General features: G+C 71.3%; 20 protein-coding genes. 16 read left to right on the top strand and 4 right to left on the bottom strand.

Going from position 1 to position 21,979, the window contains the following annotated elements; translation table 11 throughout:
• The first annotated feature begins 28 nt into the window (after positions 1-28).
• Genes amrB through Q6348_RS11700 form a run of 4 tightly spaced genes read left to right on the top strand, consistent with a single transcriptional unit; the run spans position 29 to position 3,933 of the window.
• Entirely contained in the window at positions 29-838 is an 810-nt protein-coding gene (amrB, locus tag Q6348_RS11715; RefSeq protein ID WP_304601465.1) for an AmmeMemoRadiSam system protein B, read from the top strand.
• A complete protein-coding gene (gene amrA / locus Q6348_RS11710; protein WP_304601464.1) occupies positions 801-1,427 on the top strand; it encodes an AmmeMemoRadiSam system protein A in 627 nt (208 codons plus the stop codon). Before amrB ends, amrA begins: the two co-directional genes overlap by 38 nt.
• A complete protein-coding gene (amrS, locus tag Q6348_RS11705; protein ID WP_304601463.1) occupies positions 1,424-2,503 on the top strand; it encodes an AmmeMemoRadiSam system radical SAM enzyme in 1,080 nt (359 codons plus the stop codon). The genes amrA and amrS overlap by 4 nt, the downstream gene beginning before the upstream one ends.
• 32 nt (positions 2,504-2,535) lie before the next feature.
• Positions 2,536-3,933, top strand: coding sequence for a threonine/serine exporter family protein (locus Q6348_RS11700; RefSeq protein ID WP_304601462.1), 1,398 nt, complete (start codon positions 2,536-2,538; stop codon positions 3,931-3,933).
• A 46-nt stretch (positions 3,934-3,979) separates the two neighbouring features.
• On the opposite strand, the gene Q6348_RS11695 is transcribed toward Q6348_RS11700, so the two are convergent.
• The 3 genes from Q6348_RS11695 to Q6348_RS11685 form a co-directional block, all read right to left on the bottom strand.
• A complete protein-coding gene (locus Q6348_RS11695; protein ID WP_304601461.1) occupies positions 3,980-5,782 on the bottom strand; it encodes a thiamine pyrophosphate-requiring protein in 1,803 nt (600 codons plus the stop codon).
• Between the two features lie 154 nt (positions 5,783-5,936).
• Positions 5,937-6,539, bottom strand: a complete 603-nt coding sequence (locus Q6348_RS11690; protein ID WP_304601460.1) for a DUF2231 domain-containing protein — start codon at positions 6,537-6,539, stop codon at positions 5,937-5,939.
• A gap of 42 nt (positions 6,540-6,581) precedes the next feature.
• Complete coding sequence (locus Q6348_RS11685; RefSeq protein ID WP_304601459.1) at positions 6,582-7,970, bottom strand: glucose-6-phosphate dehydrogenase; 1,389 nt, start codon at positions 7,968-7,970, stop codon at positions 6,582-6,584.
• Positions 7,971-8,094: 124 nt separating this feature from the next.
• On the opposite strand from Q6348_RS11685, the gene Q6348_RS11680 reads away from it, so the two are divergent.
• The 8 genes from Q6348_RS11680 to Q6348_RS11645 all read left to right on the top strand — a co-directional run bounded on the left by Q6348_RS11680 (position 8,095) and on the right by Q6348_RS11645 (position 16,496).
• Positions 8,095-8,688: a DNA polymerase ligase N-terminal domain-containing protein gene (locus Q6348_RS11680; protein ID WP_304601458.1), complete on the top strand. Its 594-nt coding sequence runs from the start codon at positions 8,095-8,097 to the stop codon at positions 8,686-8,688.
• Positions 8,685-9,641 (top strand): non-homologous end-joining DNA ligase, encoded by a 957-nt coding sequence (gene ligD, locus Q6348_RS11675; protein ID WP_304601457.1) that lies wholly within the window; start codon positions 8,685-8,687, stop codon positions 9,639-9,641. Before Q6348_RS11680 ends, ligD (Q6348_RS11675) begins: the two co-directional genes overlap by 4 nt.
• Positions 9,638-10,543 carry a non-homologous end-joining DNA ligase gene (gene ligD / locus Q6348_RS11670; protein WP_304601456.1) on the top strand — a complete coding sequence of 302 codons (906 nt, stop codon included), beginning with the start codon at positions 9,638-9,640 and terminating at the stop codon, positions 10,541-10,543. The genes ligD (Q6348_RS11675) and ligD (Q6348_RS11670) overlap by 4 nt, the downstream gene beginning before the upstream one ends.
• Before the next feature lie 66 nt (positions 10,544-10,609).
• The gene (locus Q6348_RS11665; protein ID WP_304601455.1) at positions 10,610-11,419 is read left to right on the top strand and encodes a universal stress protein; all 810 of its coding nucleotides are present in this window, start codon (positions 10,610-10,612) and stop codon (positions 11,417-11,419) included.
• A gap of 10 nt (positions 11,420-11,429) precedes the next feature.
• Complete coding sequence (locus tag Q6348_RS11660; RefSeq protein WP_304601454.1) at positions 11,430-12,476, top strand: glycosyltransferase family 4 protein; 1,047 nt, start codon at positions 11,430-11,432, stop codon at positions 12,474-12,476.
• 7 nt (positions 12,477-12,483) lie between these two features.
• Positions 12,484-14,607, top strand: coding sequence for an amylo-alpha-1,6-glucosidase (locus Q6348_RS11655; protein WP_304601453.1), 2,124 nt, complete (start codon positions 12,484-12,486; stop codon positions 14,605-14,607).
• A 77-nt stretch (positions 14,608-14,684) separates the two neighbouring features.
• Positions 14,685-15,533, top strand: coding sequence for a ZIP family metal transporter (locus Q6348_RS11650; RefSeq protein ID WP_304601452.1), 849 nt, complete (start codon positions 14,685-14,687; stop codon positions 15,531-15,533).
• 102 nt (positions 15,534-15,635) lie between these two features.
• On the top strand, positions 15,636-16,496 hold the full coding sequence (locus Q6348_RS11645; protein WP_304601451.1) for a hypothetical protein: 861 nt from the start codon (positions 15,636-15,638) through the stop codon (positions 16,494-16,496).
• A gap of 67 nt (positions 16,497-16,563) precedes the next feature.
• Here the strand turns inward: Q6348_RS11645 and Q6348_RS11640 are convergent, their stop codons facing one another.
• The gene (locus Q6348_RS11640) at positions 16,564-17,499 is read right to left on the bottom strand and encodes an MIP/aquaporin family protein (RefSeq protein ID WP_304601450.1); all 936 of its coding nucleotides are present in this window, start codon (positions 17,497-17,499) and stop codon (positions 16,564-16,566) included.
• A 589-nt stretch (positions 17,500-18,088) separates the two neighbouring features.
• Between Q6348_RS11640 and Q6348_RS11635 the strand changes: the two genes are divergently transcribed.
• The 4 genes from Q6348_RS11635 to Q6348_RS11620 form a co-directional block, all read left to right on the top strand.
• Complete coding sequence (locus Q6348_RS11635) at positions 18,089-19,561, top strand: FAD-binding oxidoreductase (RefSeq protein WP_304601449.1); 1,473 nt, start codon at positions 18,089-18,091, stop codon at positions 19,559-19,561.
• Between the two features lie 92 nt (positions 19,562-19,653).
• A complete protein-coding gene (locus tag Q6348_RS11630; protein ID WP_350339667.1) occupies positions 19,654-20,877 on the top strand; it encodes an MFS transporter in 1,224 nt (407 codons plus the stop codon).
• A 30-nt stretch (positions 20,878-20,907) separates the two neighbouring features.
• Positions 20,908-21,693 (top strand): electron transfer flavoprotein subunit beta/FixA family protein, encoded by a 786-nt coding sequence (locus Q6348_RS11625; protein WP_304601447.1) that lies wholly within the window; start codon positions 20,908-20,910, stop codon positions 21,691-21,693.
• Positions 21,690-21,979, top strand: a 290-nt coding sequence (locus tag Q6348_RS11620) for a hypothetical protein (RefSeq protein WP_304601446.1), incomplete at its 3' end; no start/stop codon positions are given. The genes Q6348_RS11625 and Q6348_RS11620, both read left to right, overlap by 4 nt.

The following is a 21,979-nucleotide window of genomic DNA, read 5'->3' as shown; positions in this document are numbered from 1 at the left end:
CCGGCGTCTGCAGGCGCAGACTGGAGAGGTGACACAGGTTCGGCCGGCGGCGGTGGCCGGGCTCTTCTACCCGGCCGAGCCGAGCGCGCTCCGACGGGAGCTGGGTGCGATGCTCGCGGCGGCGGAACGGGTGCGGGACGCTTCTCGGTCGACCGCCAAGGCCTATGTCCTCCCGCACGCCGGCTACCAGTACTCGGGCTCCACGGCAGCGCTCGGGTACGCCGAGATCGCGGCGGCCCACGGCGTGGTGAACCGTGTGGTCCTGCTCGGGCCGACGCATCGGGTGGCGGTCGACGGACTGGCGCTGCCCGCGGCCGCAGCGTTCGCCACCCCGCTCGGGCAGGTGCGGGTGCGCGCCCTCGACCCTGAGCTCCTGGCGCAGGTGCCCCAGCTGCGGGTGAACGCCGGCACCCATGCGGCCGAGCACTCCCTGGAGGTGCACCTGCCGTTCCTGCAGACGGTGCTCGGTGACGTGGAGGTGCTCCCTCTGGCCGTCGGCCGCGCCTCGCCGCAGGAGGTCGCGGAGGTGCTCGACCTGGTCTGGGGCGGCGCGGAGACGCTCGTGGTGGTCAGCTCGGACCTGTCGCACTACCTGGACTACGAGCGTGCCGCGGCGGTGGACGCGGTGACGCTGGACCAGATCCTCGCCCTGGACTGGCGGGTCGACCCCGCCCGTGCCTGCGGAGCCGCGCCGCTGAACGGGCTGCTGCTTGCCGCGGCGCGGCACGGCCTGCGTGCGCGGCTCCTGGGAGCGTGCAGCTCCGGAGACACCGCGGGTGACCGTCGGAGGGTGGTGGGCTATGCCGCTGTGGCGTTCGACGCCGCCAGGGACGCCTGAGGACGACCCTCGCGAGCCGCGTCCCCTGCCGTCCCCGCAGGACCTGCGTGTGCTGCTGGGCACGGCGCGCCGCGCGGTGGCAGCGGCGGCGGGGCTCCGGCCGGGACCCGAACCTGACCCGACCACACTGCCCCCGGTCTGCTCGCAGACCTGGGCCTCGTTCGTGACCCTCACGCAGGCAGGGCGGCTGCGAGGCTGCATCGGTTCGCTCGAGCCGCGCCGCGCCCTCGTCGAGGACGTCGCGCAGAACGCTCGTGCCGCGGCCACGCGGGATCCCCGGTTCCCCCCGGTCGCACCCGAGGAGCTGGACGACCTCGAGATCGAGGTCTCCGTCCTGGGCCCCGTCGTGCCCCTGCCGGTCACCGGCCGCGCCGACGCGCTGGATCGCCTGCACCCCGGGATGGGTGCGGTGCTGCGGTACGGCGGGCGACGCGGGACCTTGCTGCCCCAGGTCTGGTCGCGTGTGGCCGGAGCCGAGGAGTTCCTCGACGTCCTGCTCGCCAAGGCCGGACTGCCGCCCGGATTCTGGAGCGAGCAGGTCGAGCTCGCCACGTACGGCGTCGTCGAGGTGAGGGAGGGGGAGACATGACAGTCGAGTCCGAGCACCCCGCCCGGTACTGGCACGCGCTCGCCGACGGGCGCGTCCAGTGCGACCTGTGCCCGCGTGAGTGCCGGCTGCGCGAGGGGCAGCGCGGGTTCTGCTTCGTGCGCAGGCGACTAGGCGATCAGATGGTGCTGACCACCTACGGGCGGTCCTCGGGGTTCTGCCTCGACCCGATCGAGAAGAAGCCGCTGGCGCACTTCTACCCGGGCACCAGCGTGCTGTCCTTCGGGACGGCCGGCTGCAACCTCGGTTGCCGGTTCTGTCAGAACTGGGACATCTCCAAGGCGAAGGAGACCGACAGGCTGGTGGACCAGGCGACCCCGGAGCAGATCGCCGAGGTCGCCAGCGCCACCGGGGCCCGCAGTGTGGCCTTCACGTACAACGATCCGGTGATCTTCACCGAGTACGCCGTGGATGTCGCGCACGCGTGCCGCGCGCGGGGGCTCGCGTCCGTCGCGGTCACCGCCGGGTACGTCAACCCGGAGGGGCGGAGCGACCTGTTCGGTGCGGTGGATGCCGCGAACGTCGATCTCAAGGGTTTCACGGACGACTTCTACCGGCGGATCACCGGCGGCCGGCTGGGACCCGTGCTGGACACGTTGAGGTACGTCCATCTCGAGACCGACGCGTGGCTCGAGATCACGACTCTGCTCATCGGCGGGCACAACGACTCGGACGCCGAGCTGCACGCGATGTTCGCCTGGGTGCGCGAGGAGCTCGGGCCCGACGTCCCGCACCACGTCACGGCGTTCCATCCGGACTGGCGCATGCTGGACGTGCCCCCCACTCCCGCCGCGACGCTGGTGCGGGCGCGGCAGATCGCCCTGGAGGAGGGTCTGCACTTCGTCTACACCGGCAACGTCGTCAACCCGTCCGGCGAGGTCACGGCCTGCACCGGCTGCGGGACGCCCCTCATCGCGCGGGACCGGTACCGGATCACGCGGTACCGGCTCACGCCGGACGGTCGCTGCCCGACGTGTGGGACGGCCCTGCCCGGCCGGTTCGGCCGGAGGGCGGGGGACTTCGGTCCGCGCCGCATCCCGGTCACCATCGCTCGGTGAACCCGGCTCGACGAGGCACGTAGGCTCGGACCATGCGGTGGGACGTGCGGCGACTCGCGCAACGAGCGGTCGGCGGGCCGCCGACCATCCCCGTGGCGGTGCGGGTCCGCGCCGGCGAGCTCGACCTGCCGACGGTGCACGGCGTCCTCGAGCTCGGCCTCCGGGTGGGCGAGGCGATGCTCTCCCTGGGCGCCGCCGCGGCCGACGTCACGACCATGATCCAGCGCGTCACCTCGGCGTTCGGGCTCGAGGGCGCCCAGGTCGACCTCACGTTCACGTCCATCACCGCGTCCTACGACCCCGGCTCCCTCGGGGTGCCGATCACGGTGATGCGCGTCGCGCGCATGCGCACGGTCGACTACGACCGGCTGGCCAAGGTGCTCGACCTCGCGGCGGACGTCACGACTCGGCGGGTTCCGATCTCCGAGGCGGCTGCCATCCTCGAGCGTGCGCACGACGACCTGGACGTGATCCTGCGCGCACCCCACCCGTACCGCCCGGCGCTCGTCACCCTCGTGCTCTCGGCGATGGCGGCCGCGGTCGCGCTGCTCCTCGGCGGTGGCCCCTGGGTGGCACTCGTCGCCGGGGCCACGACGGCGGTCATCGACCGGGTCGGTCGCCGCCTGGCACGGTGGGGTCTGCCGGCGTTCTTCCTCCAGGCCGTGGGCGCCGCGATCGCGACAGCGGTCGCGGTCCTGCTGCTGGTCCTCGTACCACGTCTGCCCGTCGAGCTGTCCGTGCTGCCGCCCTCGCTGGTCGTGGCGTCCGGCATCGTGGTTCTCCTCGCCGGCTTGTCCCTGGTCGGAGCCGCCGAGGACGCGCTCAGCGGGTTCCACGTGACGGCGAGCGGGCGGGTGTTCGAGGTCATGCTCCTGACGCTGGGCGTCGTGGTCGGCATCGGCGCCGTGCTGGACGTCTCGCGGCGGTTGGGGGTGGCGCTGGACGTGGTGCACGACCTGGGTGGTACTGCACCGTTCGTGCTGCAGATCGCGAGCGCGGCCGTGGTCGCCGGGGCCTGGGCCGTGGCCTCGTTCGCGCCGCCGCGCGCCGCGCTGGTGGCGGCGGCCGCCGGGGGTGGCGCATGGGCCGCCTTCGCCGTGCTGCGCTTCCTGCACGTGGGCCCCGCCGTCGCGAGTGCCGGTGCCGCGCTCCTGGTCGGCTTCGCCGCGGAGTCCTGGGGGCCGCGGCTCAGGGTTCCCTCGCTCGTGGCCTCGGCGTGCGGCATCGTGCCGTTGCTGCCGGGCCTGGCGATCTACCGGGGGCTCTTCCTGGTCGTGGACGACTCGAGCAGCCTCGGGGCAGGGGCTCAGGCGCTCCTCGGCGCAGCCATGATCGGCCTGGGGCTCGCGGCGGGGGTCACCCTCGGCGAGCTCGTCGCGGCCCCGGTACGTCGCGCCGCGTGGCGCAGACGGGCCGGACGGCCCGGCTGAGGGTGGGCGGTGGCGGGGGGACCCGCCACCGCCCACCGCGCCCCGGTCAGCTGCCGCGCAGGCCGGGCACGTGCTCCTTGACCTCGGCGAGCTTGCCCTTGACGCCCTTGGTGGCGAGCTGGACGCCCTCCGGGTCGCCCGACAGCACCGCCTTGGTGGTCTTCTTCAGCTGCTCCGGCTTCACGTGCGGGGGCAGCGGCGGGACCGTCGGGTCGGTCACGAACTCGAGCACCACAGGTCCGTCGGCCGCCAGGGCGCGGTCCCAGGCGGGTCCGACATCCTCGGGCCGCTCGACCTTGATGCCCTCGAAGCCCAGCAGCTTCGCGAACTCCGCAGCCGGTACGTAGGGCACCTTCTGGGTCGCCTCGTTAATCGGGTCACCGCCCAGGGCGCGCTGCTCGAACGAGACCTGGTTGAGGTCCTCGTTGACCAGCACGGCGAAGACCAGCGTCGGGTTCTGCGCCGTGAGCTGCTCCTGGTACCGCTTGACGGTGAGGAGCTCATTCATGCCGAGCATGCTGAACGCGCCGTCGCCGGCGAAGGCGATGACCGGGCGGTCCGGGTAGGCGAACTTGGCACCGATCGCGTACGGCACTCCGGGGAGCATGGTCGCCAAGGTCCCGGAGAGCGAGAACTGCTGTCCCTCGCGGGCGTGCACGTGCCTGGCCCACCAGTTGGTGGCCGAGCCGGAGTCGGACGTGGTGATCATGTTCCCGGGCGCGCGGCTGTCGAACTCGTGGAACACGAGCTGCGGGTTGACCGGGTCGGCGGACTGGTGGGCACGGTCGTCCAGGACCCGCCACCAGGTCGCGACCTCCTCCTCGATGCTGCGGCGCCAGGAGCGGTCCTCCTTGTGCTCGAGGAGGGGGAGCAGCGCATCGAGCGTGTCGGCTGCGTCCCCGACCAGGGAGACGTCGTTCGGGTATCGGACACCGATCATCTTCCCGTCGATGTCGATCTCCACGCACTTCGCCTGGCCCTCGGGGGGCAGCCACTCCGCGTACGGGAAGCTCGTCCCGATCATGAACAGGGTGTCGCAACCCATCACCATCTTGTGACTGGGCTCGGTGCCGAGCAGACCGATGCCGCCGGTGACGAACGGGAGGGTGTCGGGCAGCGCGTCCTTGCCGAGCAGCGCCTTGGCGACTCCGGCGCCCAGCAGGTCGGCGGCACGTTCCACCTGTCGTGAGGCCTTGGCAGCACCCTGGCCGATGAGGATCGCGACCCGCTCGCCCGCGTTGAGGACGTCGGCGGCCTGCTTGATGAGCGACTCGTCGGGGACGATGTGCGGCTTGTTCCACCCGATCGAGCTGAACACGCCGCCGTGCTTGCGGGGCGGGTCGGAGTACTCGGCCTCCTGCACGTCGTCCGGGACGATCACGACCGCCGGTCGACGCTCGGTGAGCGCGGACTTGATGGCCCGGTCCAGGACGACCCGCGCGTTCTCCGGCTCCATGACGGTACTCACGAAGCCCGCCGGGTCGCGGAACAGGGTCTGCAGGTCCACCTCCTGCTGGTAGTGCGCGCCGACGGTCATGCGCTTCTGCTGCCCGACGATGGCCAGGACCGGCTGGTGATCGAGCTTGGCGTCGTACAGACCGTTGATCAGGTGAGCGGCTCCCGGTCCGGACGTGGCGGTGCACACGCCCAGCTCGCCGGTGAACTTGGCGTGCGCGCACGCCATGAACGCGGCCATCTCCTCGTGGCGGGCCTGCACGAAGAACGGGTCGTCGTCGGCGCGGTCGTACGCGCCGAGGAAACCGTTGATCCCATCTCCGGGGTATCCGTACACGCGGTGCACACCCCACTCGGTGAGGCGTTCGAGCATGAAGTCAGCGACAGTGGGCACGCCGTCCTCCTCTGGGTCGATCGGACGCACCGCGCGGATCCCGGCCGGGATACGCGGTGCCTGCGGGCGCCGAGCTCAGACGCCTCGTACAGCTGCGTTCTTCCACGGTAGGCACAGATCCGCAGATCCACCTGTCGGGACGCGAAGGGGCAGGTCAGGTGAGCATCGAGCCGCGGAGCTCCTGGTCCGCGTCGGCGGGCAGGGACGACGCGAACTCCTCGTCCCGGCTCGTGACGTTGCGGGCAGCGGCCAGGTGGCCGCCCAGGAACCCGGCGGCGGCAGCGAGGCCACCGCCGGCCAGCGCGAGCACGACTCCTCGGCGGTGGTGGCCGTGTCCACGGGCCAGCCAGGACGCCCCGAACAGGGCCAGTGCCACGGTGTTGCCGGCGGCGTGCAGGGCCCCGACCCGTCCCGATGCGGGGTCGGTGTGGGTCCACTCCGCGAGTCCTGTGACCGAGGCGGGCACGGCGGCGAGGACACCGACCCCGATGAGCGTCCGTGCGGCGGGTCGGGCCTGGCGTCCACCGACCAGGTCCAGGATCGACGCCGAGGTCCACGCCCCCAGGGGCAGGTCCGTCAGGAAGGGGTGCGCCGCGTGCCCGGTGGGGGCCCCGAGCAGCATGGAGCGTCTCGACGGTGGGCTGGAGACCAGGTCGGCAAGCGGACCTAAAGCACTCGCGAGCCGTTCGAGCCGCTCATCCTCCTCCAGACGGCGGATCAGTCGGACGGCGAGGGGGCGGTCGTGCGCGATGGTCATGGCATCTTCCGTTCTGGGTGGGGTTCGGTGGACGTCGGCTGGTCAGGGCAGGGCCCAGCCGGACGGTGCGGCGAGCCGGTCGGCCTCTTCGGGGCCCCAGGTGTCGGGGTGGTAGACGATCGGAGCGGGCCGGTCGTCGCCGAGGACCGGGGCGAACGCGCGCCAGGCCTGCTCGAGCGCTACGGGGGTGGGGAACAGGCTGCGGTCGCCGCGCAGCACGTCGTCCAGCAACGACGCGTACGGGGGCAGGGGGTCGCCGCCGGACACGTCGTCGAGGTCCAGCCGCGCCGTGCCGAGCGCCAGAGCAGGCACCGGGCCGGGCCGCTTGACGGTGGTGGTGAGCTGGATGGCGCCGTCGCCGGCAAGGGACACGGTCAGCCTACCCGGGGCGACCTCGCCGCCCAGCAGCGTGTCGCGGCCGCGCCGGAGCACGAGCGTGACCTGCTGCGCGTCGGCAGCCATCCGCTTGCCCGTGCGGAGCAGGAAGGGCACGCCGCGCCAGCGGTCGTCGTCCACCCAGACCCTGGCCGCGACGTAGGTGTCCGTGTCGGACTCGTCCGCGACCGCGTCGAGGTCCCGGTACCCGTCGAACTGTCCCAGGACGACCTCGGCGGGATCGATCGGACGCAGGGCTGCCAGCACCTCCTCCCGCGCGGCGGCGAGGTGCTGTGCGTCCAGCACGTCCGGCGGTTCCATCGCCACCTCGGCGAGCACCTGGAACAGGTGGGTGACGAGCATGTCCAGCGCGGCGCCGGTGGCGTCGTAGAACTCGGCACGATCGGCGACGTCCAAGGTCTCGGGCACGTCGATCTGGACCTGCTCGACGTGCTCCCGGTCCCAGACGGTGGCGAACAGCTCGTTGGCCAGGCGCAGCACGTGCAGGTTCTGGGTGGCCTCCTTGCCGAGGAAGTGGTCGATGCGGAACACCTGATCCTCGTCCAGGACCTCGTGCACCGCGGCGTCGAGCTGCGCGAACGAGTCCGGTGACGTCCCGTACGGCTTCTCGTACACCACGCGGACCGTGCCGGGCCCCCGGTGCAACCCGTGTGCCGCCAGGGCGCGTGTCGTCCTGGCGAAGGCGGACGGTGGCACAGCGAGGTAGTGCACGACGTGCGGCGCGCCGCCGAGCTCCTCAGCGAGATCGTCGAGCAGCTCGGGCATCGCCCCGGGCTCGTCGCGGGTGACATCGGCCGTGAACCGCGCCCGCCGGACGACTGCTTCACGGGCGGGATGGTCGGCGAGCGTGTCGCGGACGATCTCGACGAAGTCCTCATCGGGCATGTCGGAACGTCCTGTTCCGAGCAGGGCCCAGTCCGGTGGCAGGAGATCCGCCTCGGCCAGGGCGGCGAGCGCCGGGAGGACGAATCTGCGGGAGAGGTCTCCGCGTGCCCCGTGCAGGACAAGGATCGCGGGCGGTCGTTCGGTGGGCATGTCCCTCCTCGAGTCGGCCTCGTCCAGTCTGCGGGCCGCCGACGTGATGCGCGCGGCGGCCGCTGGAGATGCGCGGGTCCCTCGAGCCTGCTCACGATGGGTGCCGACCACCGGAGGAGGAGCGATGTCCGACCGCCTCGAGCCCTACCGGGCGAAGCGGGACCCCGATCGCAGCGGCGAGCCACGCGGCTCGTCCCGGGGCTCGTCCGGATCCCGCTACGCCATCCAGCACCACGCGGCGTCGTCCGACCACTACGACCTGCGGCTCGAGCACGACGGCGTGCTGCTGTCCTGGGCGGTGCCCAAGGGGCCGTCGACCGATCCACGCGAGAAGCGTCTGGCCACCCGGACCGAGGACCACCCCGTGGACTACGCGGACTTCGAGGGCCGGATCCCCGAGGGCGAGTACGGCGCGGGGGAGGTGATCGTGTGGGACGCGGGGACGTGGCGCAGCACCACCCAGGACGACGACGGTGCGGTGTCGGTCGACGAGGCCCTGGGCCGCGGCCACCTGAGCTTCGAGGTCAGCGGCCGCAAGCTCACCGGGGGCTACACGTTGCAGCACCTGCGGGGCGACGACTGGTTGCTGATCAAGAAGGGGGACGACGGTTCTGACGCCCGTCGCAACCCCACGTCCACCGAACCGGAGTCGGTGCAGTCCGGCCTCACCGTGCAGGACATGGCCGATCGGATGGATCGGCAGGAGGGCGACGAGTGAGCGGCCCGCAGTTCGTCCAGCCGCAGCTCGCCACGCTCGTGCAGGACCCGGTCGAGGGTGACGAGTGGGTCTTCGAGCGCAAGCTCGACGGCGTCCGGTTGCAGGCCGTCAGGGATGGCGGCGACGTGCGCCTGTACACCCGGTCCGGGCACGACCGGTCGAGCACCTACCCCGAGGTGGTCGACGCCCTGGCCGCGCAGCGCAGCGACCGGTTCGTGCTGGACGGCGAGGTCGTCGCGTTCGAAGGGTCGGTGACGAGCTTCTCGCGCCTGCAGCAGCGCAGCGGGTTGCGCGACCCGGACGAGGCGCGCGCCAGCGGCGTCGCCGTGACCTTCTACGTGTTCGACATCCTGCACCTGGACGGTGAGGACTGTCGCGGGCGTCCCTTGCGCGAACGCAAGCAGCTCGCGCGTGACGCGTTGCGCTTCGACGACCCGCTGCGCCTGTGCGCCCACCGCAACGGTGCCGGGCCACAGCTGCTGGCCGACGCGTGCCGCCGGGGGTGGGAAGGGCTGATCGCCAAGCGTGCGGACCGCCCCTACCGGTCCGGTCGCAGCCGTGACTGGCTCAAGCTCAAGTGCGTCGCCGAGCAGGAGCTCGTGATCGGCGGGTTCACCGAGCCGCAGGGGAGCCGCACGGGCATCGGTGCCTTGCTGCTGGGCTACCAGGGCCAGGACGGGCTGCGCTACGCGGGCAGGGTGGGCACGGGGTTCGACGAGGCGACGTTGACGGAGCTGTCCGACGAGCTCGGTGGCCGCGAGCGCCCGACCTCACCGTTCACTGACGCGCCCGACGGTCCCGGAACGCACTGGGTCCGCCCCGACCTCGTCTGTCAGGTCGCCTTCACCGAGTGGACCTCGGGCGGACGCCTGCGACATCCCCGCTATCTCGGGCTGCGCGAGGACAAGCGGGCGCAGGACGTCGTCCGCGAGGTGCCGGAGGGGCACCCGTGAGCGCCCGGACGGTCGCCGGGCACCGGATCGAGGTGAGCCACCCGGACAAGCCGTTCTTCGAGGGTGTCACCAAGTCCGACGTCGTGGACTACTACGAGCGGATCGCCGACCGCCTGCTCCCGCACGTCGCAGGCCGGCCGCTGGTGCTGCGACGGTTCCCGGACGGGATCGGTGGCCAGGGCTTCTTCCAGAAGAACGTCCCGGCGTCGACGCCGGAGTGGATCGACCGGGTGGAGATCGCCACGCAGGACGGCGGCACCACCACCTACCCGGTGATCACCGACGCGGCCGGGCTGGTGCACGTCGCCGTCCAGGGGGCCATCGAGCTGCACACGCTGCTCGCGGCGGCGCAGGAACCCGCGCGTCCCGTGGAGGTCGTCTTCGACCTCGACCCCGCCGACGAGGACCTCGGCCCGGTCAGGCGCACGGCGGCGCGACTCCGTGACGTGCTCCAGGACGTCGGCGTGGAAGCGCGGGTCAAGTCCTCCGGTTCGCGCGGCCTGCACGTGGTGGTCGCGGTCGCGGACCGGGACGTGGACTTCGACGCCACCAAGCAGTTCGCGCGGTCGGTCGCCCGGGTGGTGGCGCGCGAAGGCGGCGTGACGCTCGAGCAGCGCAAGAGCGCGCGCCGCGGAGACCTCTTCCTCGACGTGCTGCGGAACGCGCCGGTCAACCACGCCGTGGCACCGTACTCGTTGCGCGCCCTGCCCGGCGCTCCCGTGGCGGTGCCGCTGGACTGGGACGAGGCACTGTCGTCACGGTTCGCCCCGCAGCGGGTGACGATCGGTTCGGTGTTCCGCCGGCTCGGCCAGCGGGCGGACCCGTGGGACCGGCGGGCGACGCCGGTGCGCGACCTCGGAGCGGCGATCCGTCGCGCGGACGAGCTGGCCGGGGCGCAGTGACGTGGACGCCCGGGTGGTGACCTAGGTCACTGTCCGGTGCGTTGCGGTGCTACGTACCGTCGGGACGTGAGACGGGTTCTCGCGGCGGTTGACGCCAGCCCCGTCGCGGCCGAGGTGATGCGTGCGGCCGTGGTGTTCGCCGACGTGCTCGGCGCGAGCCCGGAGGGCCTGCACGTGGCAGCCGAGCCCGACCCCGGGCTGGGGGCTCAGGCGGCCGCGACCGGCTTGCGGCTGGTGCATCGCCCGGGTGCGCCGCACGCGGTGATCCACCAGGCCATGTCGGAACCGGGCGTGGTGCTCGGTGTGCTCGGCACGTCCGGCGCCGGCGGTGCCCGGCAGCGTCCGGGGCGGGTCGCTCGGGCCGTCCTGGCCGGCGCCCCGGGTCCTGTGGTTGCCGTACCTCCCGGGTCGTTCCCGCAGGATCGTCGGCACGTGTGCCGGGCGGTCGTGCCGCTCGACGGGAGGGCGCGGGCCGCTGCGGCGGTGGAACCGATCGTCACGACTCTCGTCGATGCCGGTGTGGACGTCGTCCTCGTGCACGTGGTCGAGGACGTGGACCTGCTGCCCCTCGTGCGGGCGCACGCCGCGCGTCTGGGGCGCACCGCGCACCCCGGGCGACGCCAGGAAGCGGAGGTCCCACGCCGGCTGCACGTGACCCATGGCGACCCGGCCACGGTGATCCTGGACGCGTGCCTGGCCGAGGACGCGGAGCTGGTCGTGGTCGGCTGGGCGCAGGATCTCTCCGGGCGTCGCGCGGCGACCGTCCGCCATCTGCTCGCCGGCTCGCCCGTCCCGGTCCTGCTGGTGCCCGCGTCCTCGGTCGCGACGGACCTCCTGGCCTGGGAGGCCCACGGTGCCGCGGCCGGATCCACCTGAGGCGGGACCCGTGCGCATCGGCCTTGTCGCACCCCCGTTCGTCGAGGTCCCCCCCGAGCGCTACGGGGGCACCGAGGCCGTCGTGGACACCCTCGCCCGCGGCCTGCAGGAGGCCGGGCACGAGGTCCGGCTGTTCAGTCTGCGGTGCTCGAGGTGTCCGGTCCCGACCTCGTTCTGGTACGAGCGACCCGCGGAGCCGATGGGCGCAGCGAGCGCGGAAGCCGCGCACGTGGTGGCCGCCTATGCAGAGCTCGACGGCGTCGACGTGGTGCACGACCACTCGCTGCTCGGGCCGCTGGTCTTCGCCGGCCGCGCGCCGATGCCCGTCGTGACCACGTGCCACAACCCCTTCACGGCGGACCTCCGCCTCGTGTACCGGCAGGTCGCAGCCCACGCGGCCTTGGTTGCCGTGTCCTACGCGCAGCGTCGCAGCGCGCCGGAGCTGCCCGTCCTGCGGGTGATCCACCACGGCCTCGACCTCCGGGGCGTGCCGATCGGGTCCGGCTCGGGCGGGTACCTCGCGTTCCTCGGCCGGATGGGGCCGGACAAGGGGGCGGCCCGGGCGGCCCGGGTGGCCCGCGCGGCGGGGCTGCCACTGAGGATCGCCGCGAAGATGCGGGCACCGGACGAGGTCGGCTACTTCGAGACCGAGGTGTTGCCGCTGCTCGGAGACGGAGTGGAGTTCCTCGGGGAGGTCGATGCGGCGCAGCGAGCGGCGCTGCTGGCGGGAGCGGTCGCACTGGTCAACCCGATCCGATGGCCCGAGCCTTTCGGGCTCGCGATGATCGAGGCCTTGGCGACCGGCACGCCGGTCGTCGCCCTGGCCTACGGTTCGGCGCCGGAGGTCGTCCGGCACGGCGAGACGGGCTTCCTGTGCCACGACGAGGACGAGCTCGTGGTCGCCCTACGGCACATCGGCACGCTCGACCGCGCGGCCTGCCGTGCGGACGTCGAGGCCCGGTTCACCATGCAGCGCATGGTGGCGGACTACGTGCGGGTGTACGAGCAGGTCAGGCTCGGGGTCCCCGCGCGGCACCGCGCTCGAGCGGTGACGTGAGCGCGCCATGACCGCCGGTTGGGAGTACGAGGGTGGCCCGCCGCTGGTGGCCGACGCCGTGACCTTGGTCGACGGCACCACCTTCTGCCTGAGCGACGCCGCCGGGGACATCGCGCCGGGCACTGCGGCCGGCCTGTACGTGCGGGACACGCGGATCCTGTCGAGCTGGGCCCTCGAGGTGGACGGGCACCGCATCCAGCCCCTGGCGGTGCTGCCCGGCCAGGACGGCTTCAGCGCTGTGCACGTCGCGCGCACCCCGCCGCCGCCAGGACGGGCGGACAGCCCCCTGCTGGTCCTCGTGGACCGCAGGGTCGGAGAAGGTATGTGCGTCCAGGTGACGGTGCGGAACCTGGCGGCGCGCCCGACCACCTGCACCGTGAGGGTGCGGGTGGACGCGGACTTCGCCGACCTGTTCGAGGTGAAGGAAGGCGTGACCCGCGCCGCGGCCGTGGCGGTGCGTGCGGTGCGCGCCGACGGCCTCTGGTTGCAGGCACCCGACCGTCCACGACGCGCCCTGCGAGTCAGCGGGCAGGGAGCGTACGTCGGCCCGGACGGCCTGTCGTGGTCCCTCACCCTGGGGCCGCGCGAGCAGGTGTGCGTGGGCCTGGAGGCGGACGCGGTGATCGACGGGCAGCCGCTGTCCCCGAGCCACCGGTGCGGCAGCGCGGTGCACGAGTCCTGGCCGGCGGCACGGATGCGCTCCTGGCGGACGTCCACCGCGTCCATCGGGACTGCGGACCCGGGGCTTGCGCACACGCTGGAACGCAGCGTCGAGGACCTCGGCGCCCTCCAGATCGCCGACCCGGACGACCCGGACGTTGGCGTCGTGGCGGCCGGAGCGCCGTGGTACATGGCCCTGTTCGGTCGCGACAGTCTCCTGACGTCCCTCATGGCGCTCGTGCTCGACCAGGGTCTTGCGGTGTCCACCGTCCGGGCGCTCGCTGCACTGCAGGGAACCCGCACCGAGCCGCGCAGCGAGGAGGAGCCGGGGAAGATCCCGCACGAGACGCGCCACGGCCCGCGGGCCCGGGCGCGCGACGTGGGCGCCTACTACGGCTCCGTGGATGCCACGCCCCTGTTCGTCGTGGCGGTGGGTGAGCTCGTGCGGTTCGGGCTGGACGAGGCGCTGCTGGCCGAGCTGCTTCCCCACGTGGACCGGGCACTGGACTGGATGGTGAACCGAGGGGACCGGGACGGCGACGGGTTCGTGGAGTACTGCCGTGCGACACCGGCCGGGCTGCTGCACCAGGGCTGGAAGGACTCGTTCGACGCGATCACCTTCGCGGACGGCCGGCCCGCGGAGCCGCCGATCGCGCTGTGCGAGGTGCAGGGCTACGTGTACGCCGCGTTCCGGGCGCGGTCCGAGATGGCCGCGGTCCTGGGCGACGCGGCCGGAGCGCGTCGTTGGGACGAGCGGGCGGCACGGCTGCGAGAGGCCTTCGACGCTCGCTTCTGGCTCCCGGCTCGGGGCTACCTCGCTCTGGGGCTGGACGGCGCCAAACGTCCGATCGACGCGCTGACGTCGAACGCCGGACACTGCCTCTGGTCGGGGATCGTGCTGCCGGAACGGTCCGGGGCGCTCGCCGAGCAGCTCGTGGGCGCGCGCATGTTCACCGGGTGGGGAGTGCGGACCCTGGCCTCGGACATGGCGGCCTACAACCCGGTGAGCTACCACAACGGTTCCGTGTGGCCGCACGACAACGCGCTGCTCGCCGCGGGTCTGATGCGCTACGGGCACGTCGACGCAGCCCAGCGGGTGGCCATCGGCGTGCTCGAGGCCGCCGACGCGTTCGACGGGCGGCTCCCGGAGCTGTTCTGCGGCTTCGACCGTGAGGAGTTCGCCACCCCCGTGCCGTACCCGACATCCTGCTCGCCGCAGGCGTGGGCGTCGGCCGCTCCCTTGTCGTTGGTGCGCACTCTCATGCGACTGGAGCCGGCGGTGCCGCAGGGTCTGGTCCGGATCGACCCGGTGGTGCCGTGGCGCTACCTGCCGCTCGAGGTCGCGGACATGCCTCTCGCCGGCACCCGGGTGACGATCGGCGTGGACCCGGACGGTGCACACGTCGGGCACCTACCGCCGGGGATTCGCATCGAGGGCTGGTCAGGGGGAGCGCCGGGCGCCGGGCCGTAGTAGGACTGTCTGCGGCGACGCACCCGGCGGGCGGGTGCGCAGGTGGACGCCCGGCCGGGCGGGATCGGGAGGCGGGCATGTCGGACGCCCTGTCGCCCGACTCCCTGCTCGCGGTCAAGCTCGGCTTCGCCGTCGTCGTCGCCGCGGTCGGGTTGGTCGGCGCGCTGCTGCCGTGGGTGCTACGGCGGTGGTCAGCGGACGATCGCACGCTCGCACTCAGCGACTCGTTCGCGGGTGGGGTGCTGGGCGGGGCGGGCATGATCCACCTGCTCGGGGCGGGCATCGACACGTTCCATGCGGCGCTGCCGGGCGTGACGTACCCCCTCGCGCTGCTGGTGGCCGGGGTGGGCTTCCTCCTGATCCTGCTCATCGAGGCCGTCGTCGTGCCGGGGCACCCGGGCCACGACACCGCACCGGGGACAGGCGGTCCGGCAGGTCTGCAGCACGAGGTCGACCTGCACCCACCGACTGCCGGTTCTCGCTTCGGGCCGGTGATCCTGCTCGTGGTGCTCTCCGTGCACTCGGTGGTGCTGGGCCTGGCCCTGGGCGCGCAGAGTGCGTTGGCCGGCGCCCTCGTCGTGTTCGTGGCGATCATCGCCCACAAGGCCGCGGCGGGGGTTGCGCTCGGCGTGGGTTACCGGCGGGCGGGACTGACCCGCCGTGCGGCGATGCCGTGGTTGGCGTTCTTCTCGGGGATGACACCGCTGGGCATCGTGGTGGGCTCCGTGGTCGGCGCGGCGCTCACGGGGCGCACCGCGACGGTGTTCGAGGCCGTGTTCGACTCCTTGGGTGCGGGCACGTTCCTGTACATCGCTGCGCTGGACATCATCAAGACGGAGTTCGACGGTCCGCGGTTCCACGGGCAGAAGTGGCTGGCGGTCGCGGCGGGGTTCTCGGTCATGGCGCTGCTCGCGCTCTGGCTGTGAGCCTGCCCGGGTCCCTCCTTCCGGTGAGTTCCGGCGGGACGGCTGGGCAGCGGGGTCCTCGAGCCGTCAACCTGGACGGATGGGGATGATCCGGGCGGCGCGGTGAACGTCGGCGACGCGCTCGCGCCCTACACGTTGTCGACGCCGACGACCGTGGTGACCGACGCCGCGTGTCGGCCCCGGGCTCCCGAGGTGCTCGACCGGTTGCAGCGCGCGTTCTGCCTTGCACCGGAGGAGATCGAGGCGCTCGGCAAGGCCACGGCGTCGGTCGCGCCGCAGGCCCTGGTCGTCGCGTGGGGCATGGCTGCCCTCCTGGGTGGCGCGACCCCGGACACGCAGGGGTCGCTCGAACGGCTGCTGGCGTCGATGAGTCGGCGGGACCTGGACGTGGTGGCCGCGAGCCAGCGGGGTTCCGCCCTGGACGTCGCACGGCTCGTCGTGGCGGAGGCCGCGACGTGGTCGGGGTCGGCAGGTGTGGAGGCACCGGGCCTCGGGCGCATCCCGGGTGCTGCCGCGGGCGCGGCCGGCGCGGTGGTCGCCACCTGGGGCGACGAGCTCGACCCTGCGCATGTCCGCGCGCTCGAGGAGCCCTGGACGACCGCGGTCGACCCGGCACCGGGCGCGGTGGAGCGGGCGCTGGGCGAGCTGTGGGAGCCGGTCTCGCGAGCGCGGGACTGGGTGGCCGAGCGCGGGGCCGCGCCCCTCTCGGCACTCCGGTGGCGCCTCGGCGACTGGTCCATGGCCATGCACCGGGCCGCGGTGAGCGCGTGGCTGTCCGGACGGCTGGTCGAGCAGCTGCTCGCGACGGTGGTCGTCACGGTCCCCTTGGTCGGGGCGTGTGGCTCGGACAAGGTCCTGCTACGGGCGGCCCTGCCCGCCGCGCACGCACGCGCAGCCGCGGCCGTCTGTGCCGACGTCCTGGAGGAGGACGCGTTGCGGGTGCTCTGCCCAGTCGTGGGCTGAGCGCCCTCGAGTCGCGGCACGAGGCGCACGTCGCGGCCGGCCCCGCGGCGGGGCCGGCCGCACCAGGTCACTCGTCCTCGACGACCCGGCCGGGGGGTTCCTCGCCGGCGCCGCGCGAGTGCAGGACGTCGCCCACGAACAGGTCGTACAGGAAGACCCCGACGATCCCGCCGATCAGCGGGCCCACGATCGGTACCCAGAAGAAGGCGCTGAAGGAGCCCGGGACCGTCCCGGGCAGCGCCACGTCACCCCAGCCGGCCATCCACGCGAAGAGCCGCGGGCCGAAGTCACGCGCGGGGTTGATGGCGTACCCGGCGTTCGCACCGAAGGACATCCCGATCGCCGCCACGGCCAGGCCCACCATCAGCGGCCCGAGGTTCGCCTTCACCGCCGTGTTGCGCAGATCGACGAGCGCGACGACGAACATCACCAGGAACGCCGTCCCGACGATCTGGTCGACCAGTGGTCCGATCATCCCGCCGTGGAAGTAAGGTGCCGGGAAGGTCGCGAAGATCGAGAACGACGCGAGGCCGCCCGCCGAGTCCCGCGTGGCCCCGGAGGCCTGATTGAAGGCGTCGATCGCGTTGTGGTAGACGAGGTAGACGAGCGCTGCTCCCGCGAAGGCCCCCACGACCTGCGCCGCCCAGTAGGGCAGCACCTTGTACCACGGGAACTTGCGCCGGACGGCGAAGGCCAACGTGACGGCGGGGTTGATGTGGGCTCCGCTGACGCCACCGGCGACGTAGATGCCGAACGCCACGGCCAGGGCCCACCCCCACGTGATGAGCAGCCAGTCGCCGACGCCCTGGAAGATGACGGTCGGACCGGACGTTCGCCCGGACCCGGGCAGTCCCGCGACGGCCATCGCCACGACCCCGTCGCCGAACGCCAGGAGGACGAAGGTTCCCAGGAACTCGGCGAGCACCTCGCCCCAGGTCCCTCCCAGGCGCTTGATCGGGCTCCCATGACGCAGGGCAGTCCGTAGTGGTGTGATGTCGCTCATGACCAGACTCCGTTGACGCAGGTACTCCTTGCGCGTGGCGTGAGCCGGGTGTCGTGCCGAGCACCAGAACCCGCGAGGGGATCTCGAACGCGACGCCCGGGCGTCATGTCCGCGAGGCGGCAGGGATGGCGACGAGGGCACATCGGCGCGCGTCGTTGGAGGCGACGGGCCGTCCCGTGGGGCCGCGACCGAGCCGTGCACAGCTGCCACGATGGTGGCGCCCGCCTCGGACAGCGTGCCGCCGAGATGCGCCGTCGCACTCTCCGGGGCCGACGTGCCGACGTTACGCCTGGGTCCCCAAGACCGCGATGTGGCGAGCTCGGCGGAGAGGAACGTGCCGCGAGCTCGGCGGAGAGGAAGCCGTCGGCACGGGAGGTCGCCCGGGCGCTGACGCAGGCGCGCGTCACCTGCCGACGGACGCACTCCGAGCCAACTCGGTGCACGAGGGGGCTAGCGGTGGGAAATTCTCTCTGTTAGCCTCCTCAGAGGTACCGAACGAGCAAATTTCCGCCCTAGGTCGACGTTGGACGGTACCCCGCAGCCGGGTGATGGGCACTGTGCCTGGCCCCGAAGTCGATGGGAGTGCGCTTTGGACAAGAACGCGGTTATCGAGCTGGTGGCGCAGGTTCTCCCGGCGAGCCAGATCAACACGGCCGCCGATGACCTGTACGACGCCTCGGCCGATCGTTACAAGAAGTACGCGAAGGCAAGGAAGGTCCTCGACGTCCCGACGCCGGCGGCGATCGTCTACCCGAGGACGACCACCGAGGTTGCTCAGATCCTCACGATGTGCAACGAGCACGGGATCAACGTGATCCCACGAGCCGGCAAGACCGCCACCGAGGGTGGGCTGGAGAACTGGAAGGAGAACACCCTCGTCGTGGACGCTCGGGATCTGGACCGGATCCTCGAGATCGACGAGTACAACATGCAGGCGACGGTCGAGGCGGGGGTCACCCTGCAGAGGCTCGAGGACGAGGTGAACAAGCTCGGCCTGACGACCGGGCACTCGCCCCAGTCCAAGCCCGTCGCCAAGTACGGCGGCCTTGTCGCGACCCGCAGCATCGGTCAGTTCTCGACGCTCTACGGGGGGATCGAGGACATGGTCGTCGGGCTGGAGTGCGTGTTCCCCGACGGCCACGTCTCGCGGATCAAGAACGTGCCCCGCCGCGCGGGCGGCCCGGACATCCGCCACATCGCGATCGGCAACGAGGGCGCGCTCTGCTACATCACAGAGGTCACGGTCAAGCTCTTCCGGCACTTCCCCGAGAACAACGCCTTCTTCGGGTACCTCGTGGCAGACGTGGCCAGCGGGATCAAGGTGCTTCGCGAGGTCATGGCCAACGGCTACCGGCCCTCCGTCGCTCGCGTGTACTCCGAGGAGGACGCCCGCCAGCACTTCGAACACTTCTACAAGGGCCACTGCGTCCTGTTGTTCATGGCTGAGGGCACCAAGGGCATCGTGCAAGCCACCTCGGCCGGTATCGAGGAAGCTGTGGAGAAGTTCAGCGACGGCATCCTCGAGCCGGTCGACCCCCGCCACATCGCATCCTGGTTCGAGCATCTGAACTGGTCCCAGCAGGACATCGACGATGAGTTCCAGGAGATGGTCGACGGCGATTCCCACTCCGGGTTCACGACCGAGGTGTCGGCGGACTGGGCCACCATTCCTGTGCTGTATGACCGGGTGATCGAACGGGTGAGGTCGGAGTTCCCCAGAGCACATGACCTGACGATGCTGGGTGGTCACTCGTCCCACAGCTACGTCAACGGTACGAACATGTATTTCGTCTACAACTACGCGATCAACTGCGCACCCGAAGACGAGATGCGGGTCTACCACCACCCGATCCAGCGGATCATCGTCGAGGAGACGCTGAAGCTCGGCGGGTCGATGTGCCACCACCACGGAATCGGGAAGTTCCGGAATGAGTGGACCAAGGACGAGCACGGTTCGGCGTACTACATGCTTGACAAGCTCAAGCAGGCGTTCGATCCCCGTGGCGTGATGAACTTCGGCACCATTTTTTACCAGGAAGAGGGCGCTCGCTTCCAGCGCTGACGTCGACAAAGGAGTCGATTGGGATGAGCAAGGTCCGGCATTATCTTCAATTCGCTCTAGTCGTTTTGGCGGCGGGAGCCATCTATCCACTCGTGTACTTGCGTACCAACTATCAAGAATCCATCCTGGATGTTTTCGGGATCACGCTTCCACAACTGAACAACATCTACTCGATCCTCGGCATCGTGTTCGTCGCGGGCTACATCCCGAGTGGCTTCCTCAGTGACAAGTTCTCCGCCAAGAAGTTGTTGTCGATCTCGCTGGCCGGGACAGCGCTGGGCGGTTTCTGGTTCGCCCAGGTTCCGCACTTCAGCTTCGTCGTCGTCGTCTTCGCCATCTGGGGCGTCTTCAGCGTCTTCACGTTCTGGAGCGCCCACCTCAAGCTGGTGAAGCTGCTCAGCACCAAGGAGGAGGAAGGTCGCTTCTTCGGCATCCTCGATGGTGGCCGAGGCGTCGTCGAGGCAGTACTCGCGAGCGTGGCGCTGTTCATCTTCTCCCAGATCCTGGGAGGGAGCGTCGACCTCGGAGACAAGCGGGCTGCACTCGTCGCCGTCATCTACATGTACTCGGCGGTCCTGGCCGTGGTCGCGGTCCTGGTCTGGTTCCTCGTCGACGAGGACTCGAGCAAGAGCGGCGAGCGCGCTGAGAGCGAGCGGTTCCGCCTGGCGGACATCCCTGCGGTCCTCAAGAACAAGTACCTGTACGTCCACGGCGCGATCATCTTCTTGGGGTACGCCGTCTTCTGGACCGTCTACTACATCGGTGGCTTCCTCGAGACGAACATCAAGATCGATCCCGTCACGGTCGGCACCGTCACCGTGATCGTGCTGTGGATGCGCCCACTCGGCGGTGTCGTGGGCGGCATCCTCGCCGACAAGGTCGGCAAGACGAACACCATCATGATGGCGCTCGCGGGAGCGGCTGCAAGCCTTGTTGCGATCGCGGTCCTCCCGGCCACCATGGCCCCCAGCGTGTTCTTCGCCGGGGCTGTGGTCCTGGGCTTCTTCCTCTACGCGATCCGCGGGACCTACTGGTCCATCCTGGGCGACGACGGCTTCAAGGTCGTCGTCATGGGCAGCGCCATCGGCGTGATCTCCTTGATCGGGTACATGCCGGACATCCTGCTGCCGCAGTTCAACTCGTTCCTGTTCGACACCTTCGGCGACACCGGCGGCTACAACGCGTACTTCCTGTCCAGCGCAGCCTTGGCTCTGATCGGGATCGTGTTCGCCCTGGTCTACAAGGCACAGCACCGGGCGGCGGCGCGCGCGACAGCGCACGAGGCACCCGAAGCACTCCCGGTCGACGCGGAGTAGGCCGGAAATCCGCTCATGCGAATTGCGTGCATGCTGAAGCCCGTGCTCGATGTGGGGGAGCTTCGGTACAACCGCGATCGGAACGTCCTCGAGCGCGACCGAGCACGGCTCGTGCTGAACCCTGAGGATGCCACCGCCGTGGCCATGGCACTCGAGCTCAAACGAGCGGACCCCGCCGCCACCATCGAGGTTGTGAGCATGGCTCCGCGGCGAGCCATGCCACACCTCGAGGACCTCGTCCGCCGCGGTGTCGACCAGGCGACCCTGCTCACCGATCGGCGTCACGCAGGAAGCGATACCTGGGCGACGAGCAGGGTGCTGGCGCACCACCTCGCGACGCGCGACTTCGATCTCGTGTTGTGCGGCACCCACACCCTGGACAGCGGCACCGGTCAGGTACCGGCGCAGGTCGCCGAGGCCTTGGATCTTCCCCTCATGGCGGGGGTGGCCGAGCTCGTCGACCTGAACACCGAGGAGGGCTGGGCGGTGGTCGACGTGGACGCGGAGGACGTCGTGCTGCGGTTCCGCGTGGGGCTGCCCGCCGTTCTGGCCTTCCGGTACGCGCCCTCGCGGACGTTGCCTCCGATCGGGTACGGCGACCTGACCCGCGACGTCGCGGGCCAGGTCGCCGTCCTCGGGTTCGACGCCCTCGGGATGGACGAGTCCGAGCTAGGGCTGCGCGGCTCTCTGACCCAGGTTCGTCGGATCGAGACCGATGCGCTCGAGGCGAAGGACCCGATCCGGGTTCGGGCGGATCGTGAGGGCATCGACGAGGTCTTCCGCACGCTCGCCGAGAAGGGATTCCTCTGCCGGTGAAACGGGTGCTGGTGTACGTCGACGAGGACGCGGTCGAGGACTCGGTCAGCCTTCTCCAGGTCGGCCGGCAGATGTACGGCAGGCGAGGGTTCCGTTCCTTCGCGCTGGCTGTCGGGGGGCCGGCACCCGAGGCAGAGCGCCGGTTCGACCACGTCTTCCGGGCCAGGAGCGGCCCGGTGGCGAACCACGACTCCGCCACGCTGGCACGCCTGATCGAGTCACTGCATCGCACCCACGACTTCGATGCGATCGTGGTGCCGGCAACGCACTGGGGCCGGGTGATCGC

Origin of the sequence: Actinotalea lenta, from assembly GCF_030586465.1 — a bacterium.
Lineage (GTDB): Bacteria > Actinomycetota > Actinomycetes > Actinomycetales > Cellulomonadaceae > Actinotalea > Actinotalea lenta.
This window is presented reverse-complemented; position numbering and strand designations above follow the sequence as displayed.

Excerpts from the sequence above, each read along its gene's own strand:
- amrA (WP_304601464.1), top strand. The coding sequence starts at position 801 with ATGCCGCTGTGGCGTTCGACGCCGCCAGGGACGCCTGAGGACGACCCT.
- amrS (WP_304601463.1), top strand. The coding sequence starts at position 1,424 with ATGACAGTCGAGTCCGAGCACCCCGCCCGGTACTGGCACGCGCTCGCC.
- Q6348_RS11700 (WP_304601462.1), top strand. The coding sequence starts at position 2,536 with ATGCGGTGGGACGTGCGGCGACTCGCGCAACGAGCGGTCGGCGGGCCG.
- Q6348_RS11690 (WP_304601460.1), bottom strand. The coding sequence starts at position 6,539 with ATGACCATCGCGCACGACCGCCCCCTCGCCGTCCGACTGATCCGCCGT.
- Q6348_RS11685 (WP_304601459.1), bottom strand. The coding sequence starts at position 7,970 with ATGCCCACCGAACGACCGCCCGCGATCCTTGTCCTGCACGGGGCACGC.
- Q6348_RS11680 (WP_304601458.1), top strand. The coding sequence starts at position 8,095 with ATGTCCGACCGCCTCGAGCCCTACCGGGCGAAGCGGGACCCCGATCGC.
- Q6348_RS11655 (WP_304601453.1), top strand. The coding sequence starts at position 12,484 with ATGACCGCCGGTTGGGAGTACGAGGGTGGCCCGCCGCTGGTGGCCGAC.
- Q6348_RS11650 (WP_304601452.1), top strand. The coding sequence starts at position 14,685 with ATGTCGGACGCCCTGTCGCCCGACTCCCTGCTCGCGGTCAAGCTCGGC.
- Q6348_RS11640 (WP_304601450.1), bottom strand. The coding sequence starts at position 17,499 with ATGAGCGACATCACACCACTACGGACTGCCCTGCGTCATGGGAGCCCG.
- Q6348_RS11625 (WP_304601447.1), top strand. The coding sequence starts at position 20,908 with ATGCTGAAGCCCGTGCTCGATGTGGGGGAGCTTCGGTACAACCGCGAT.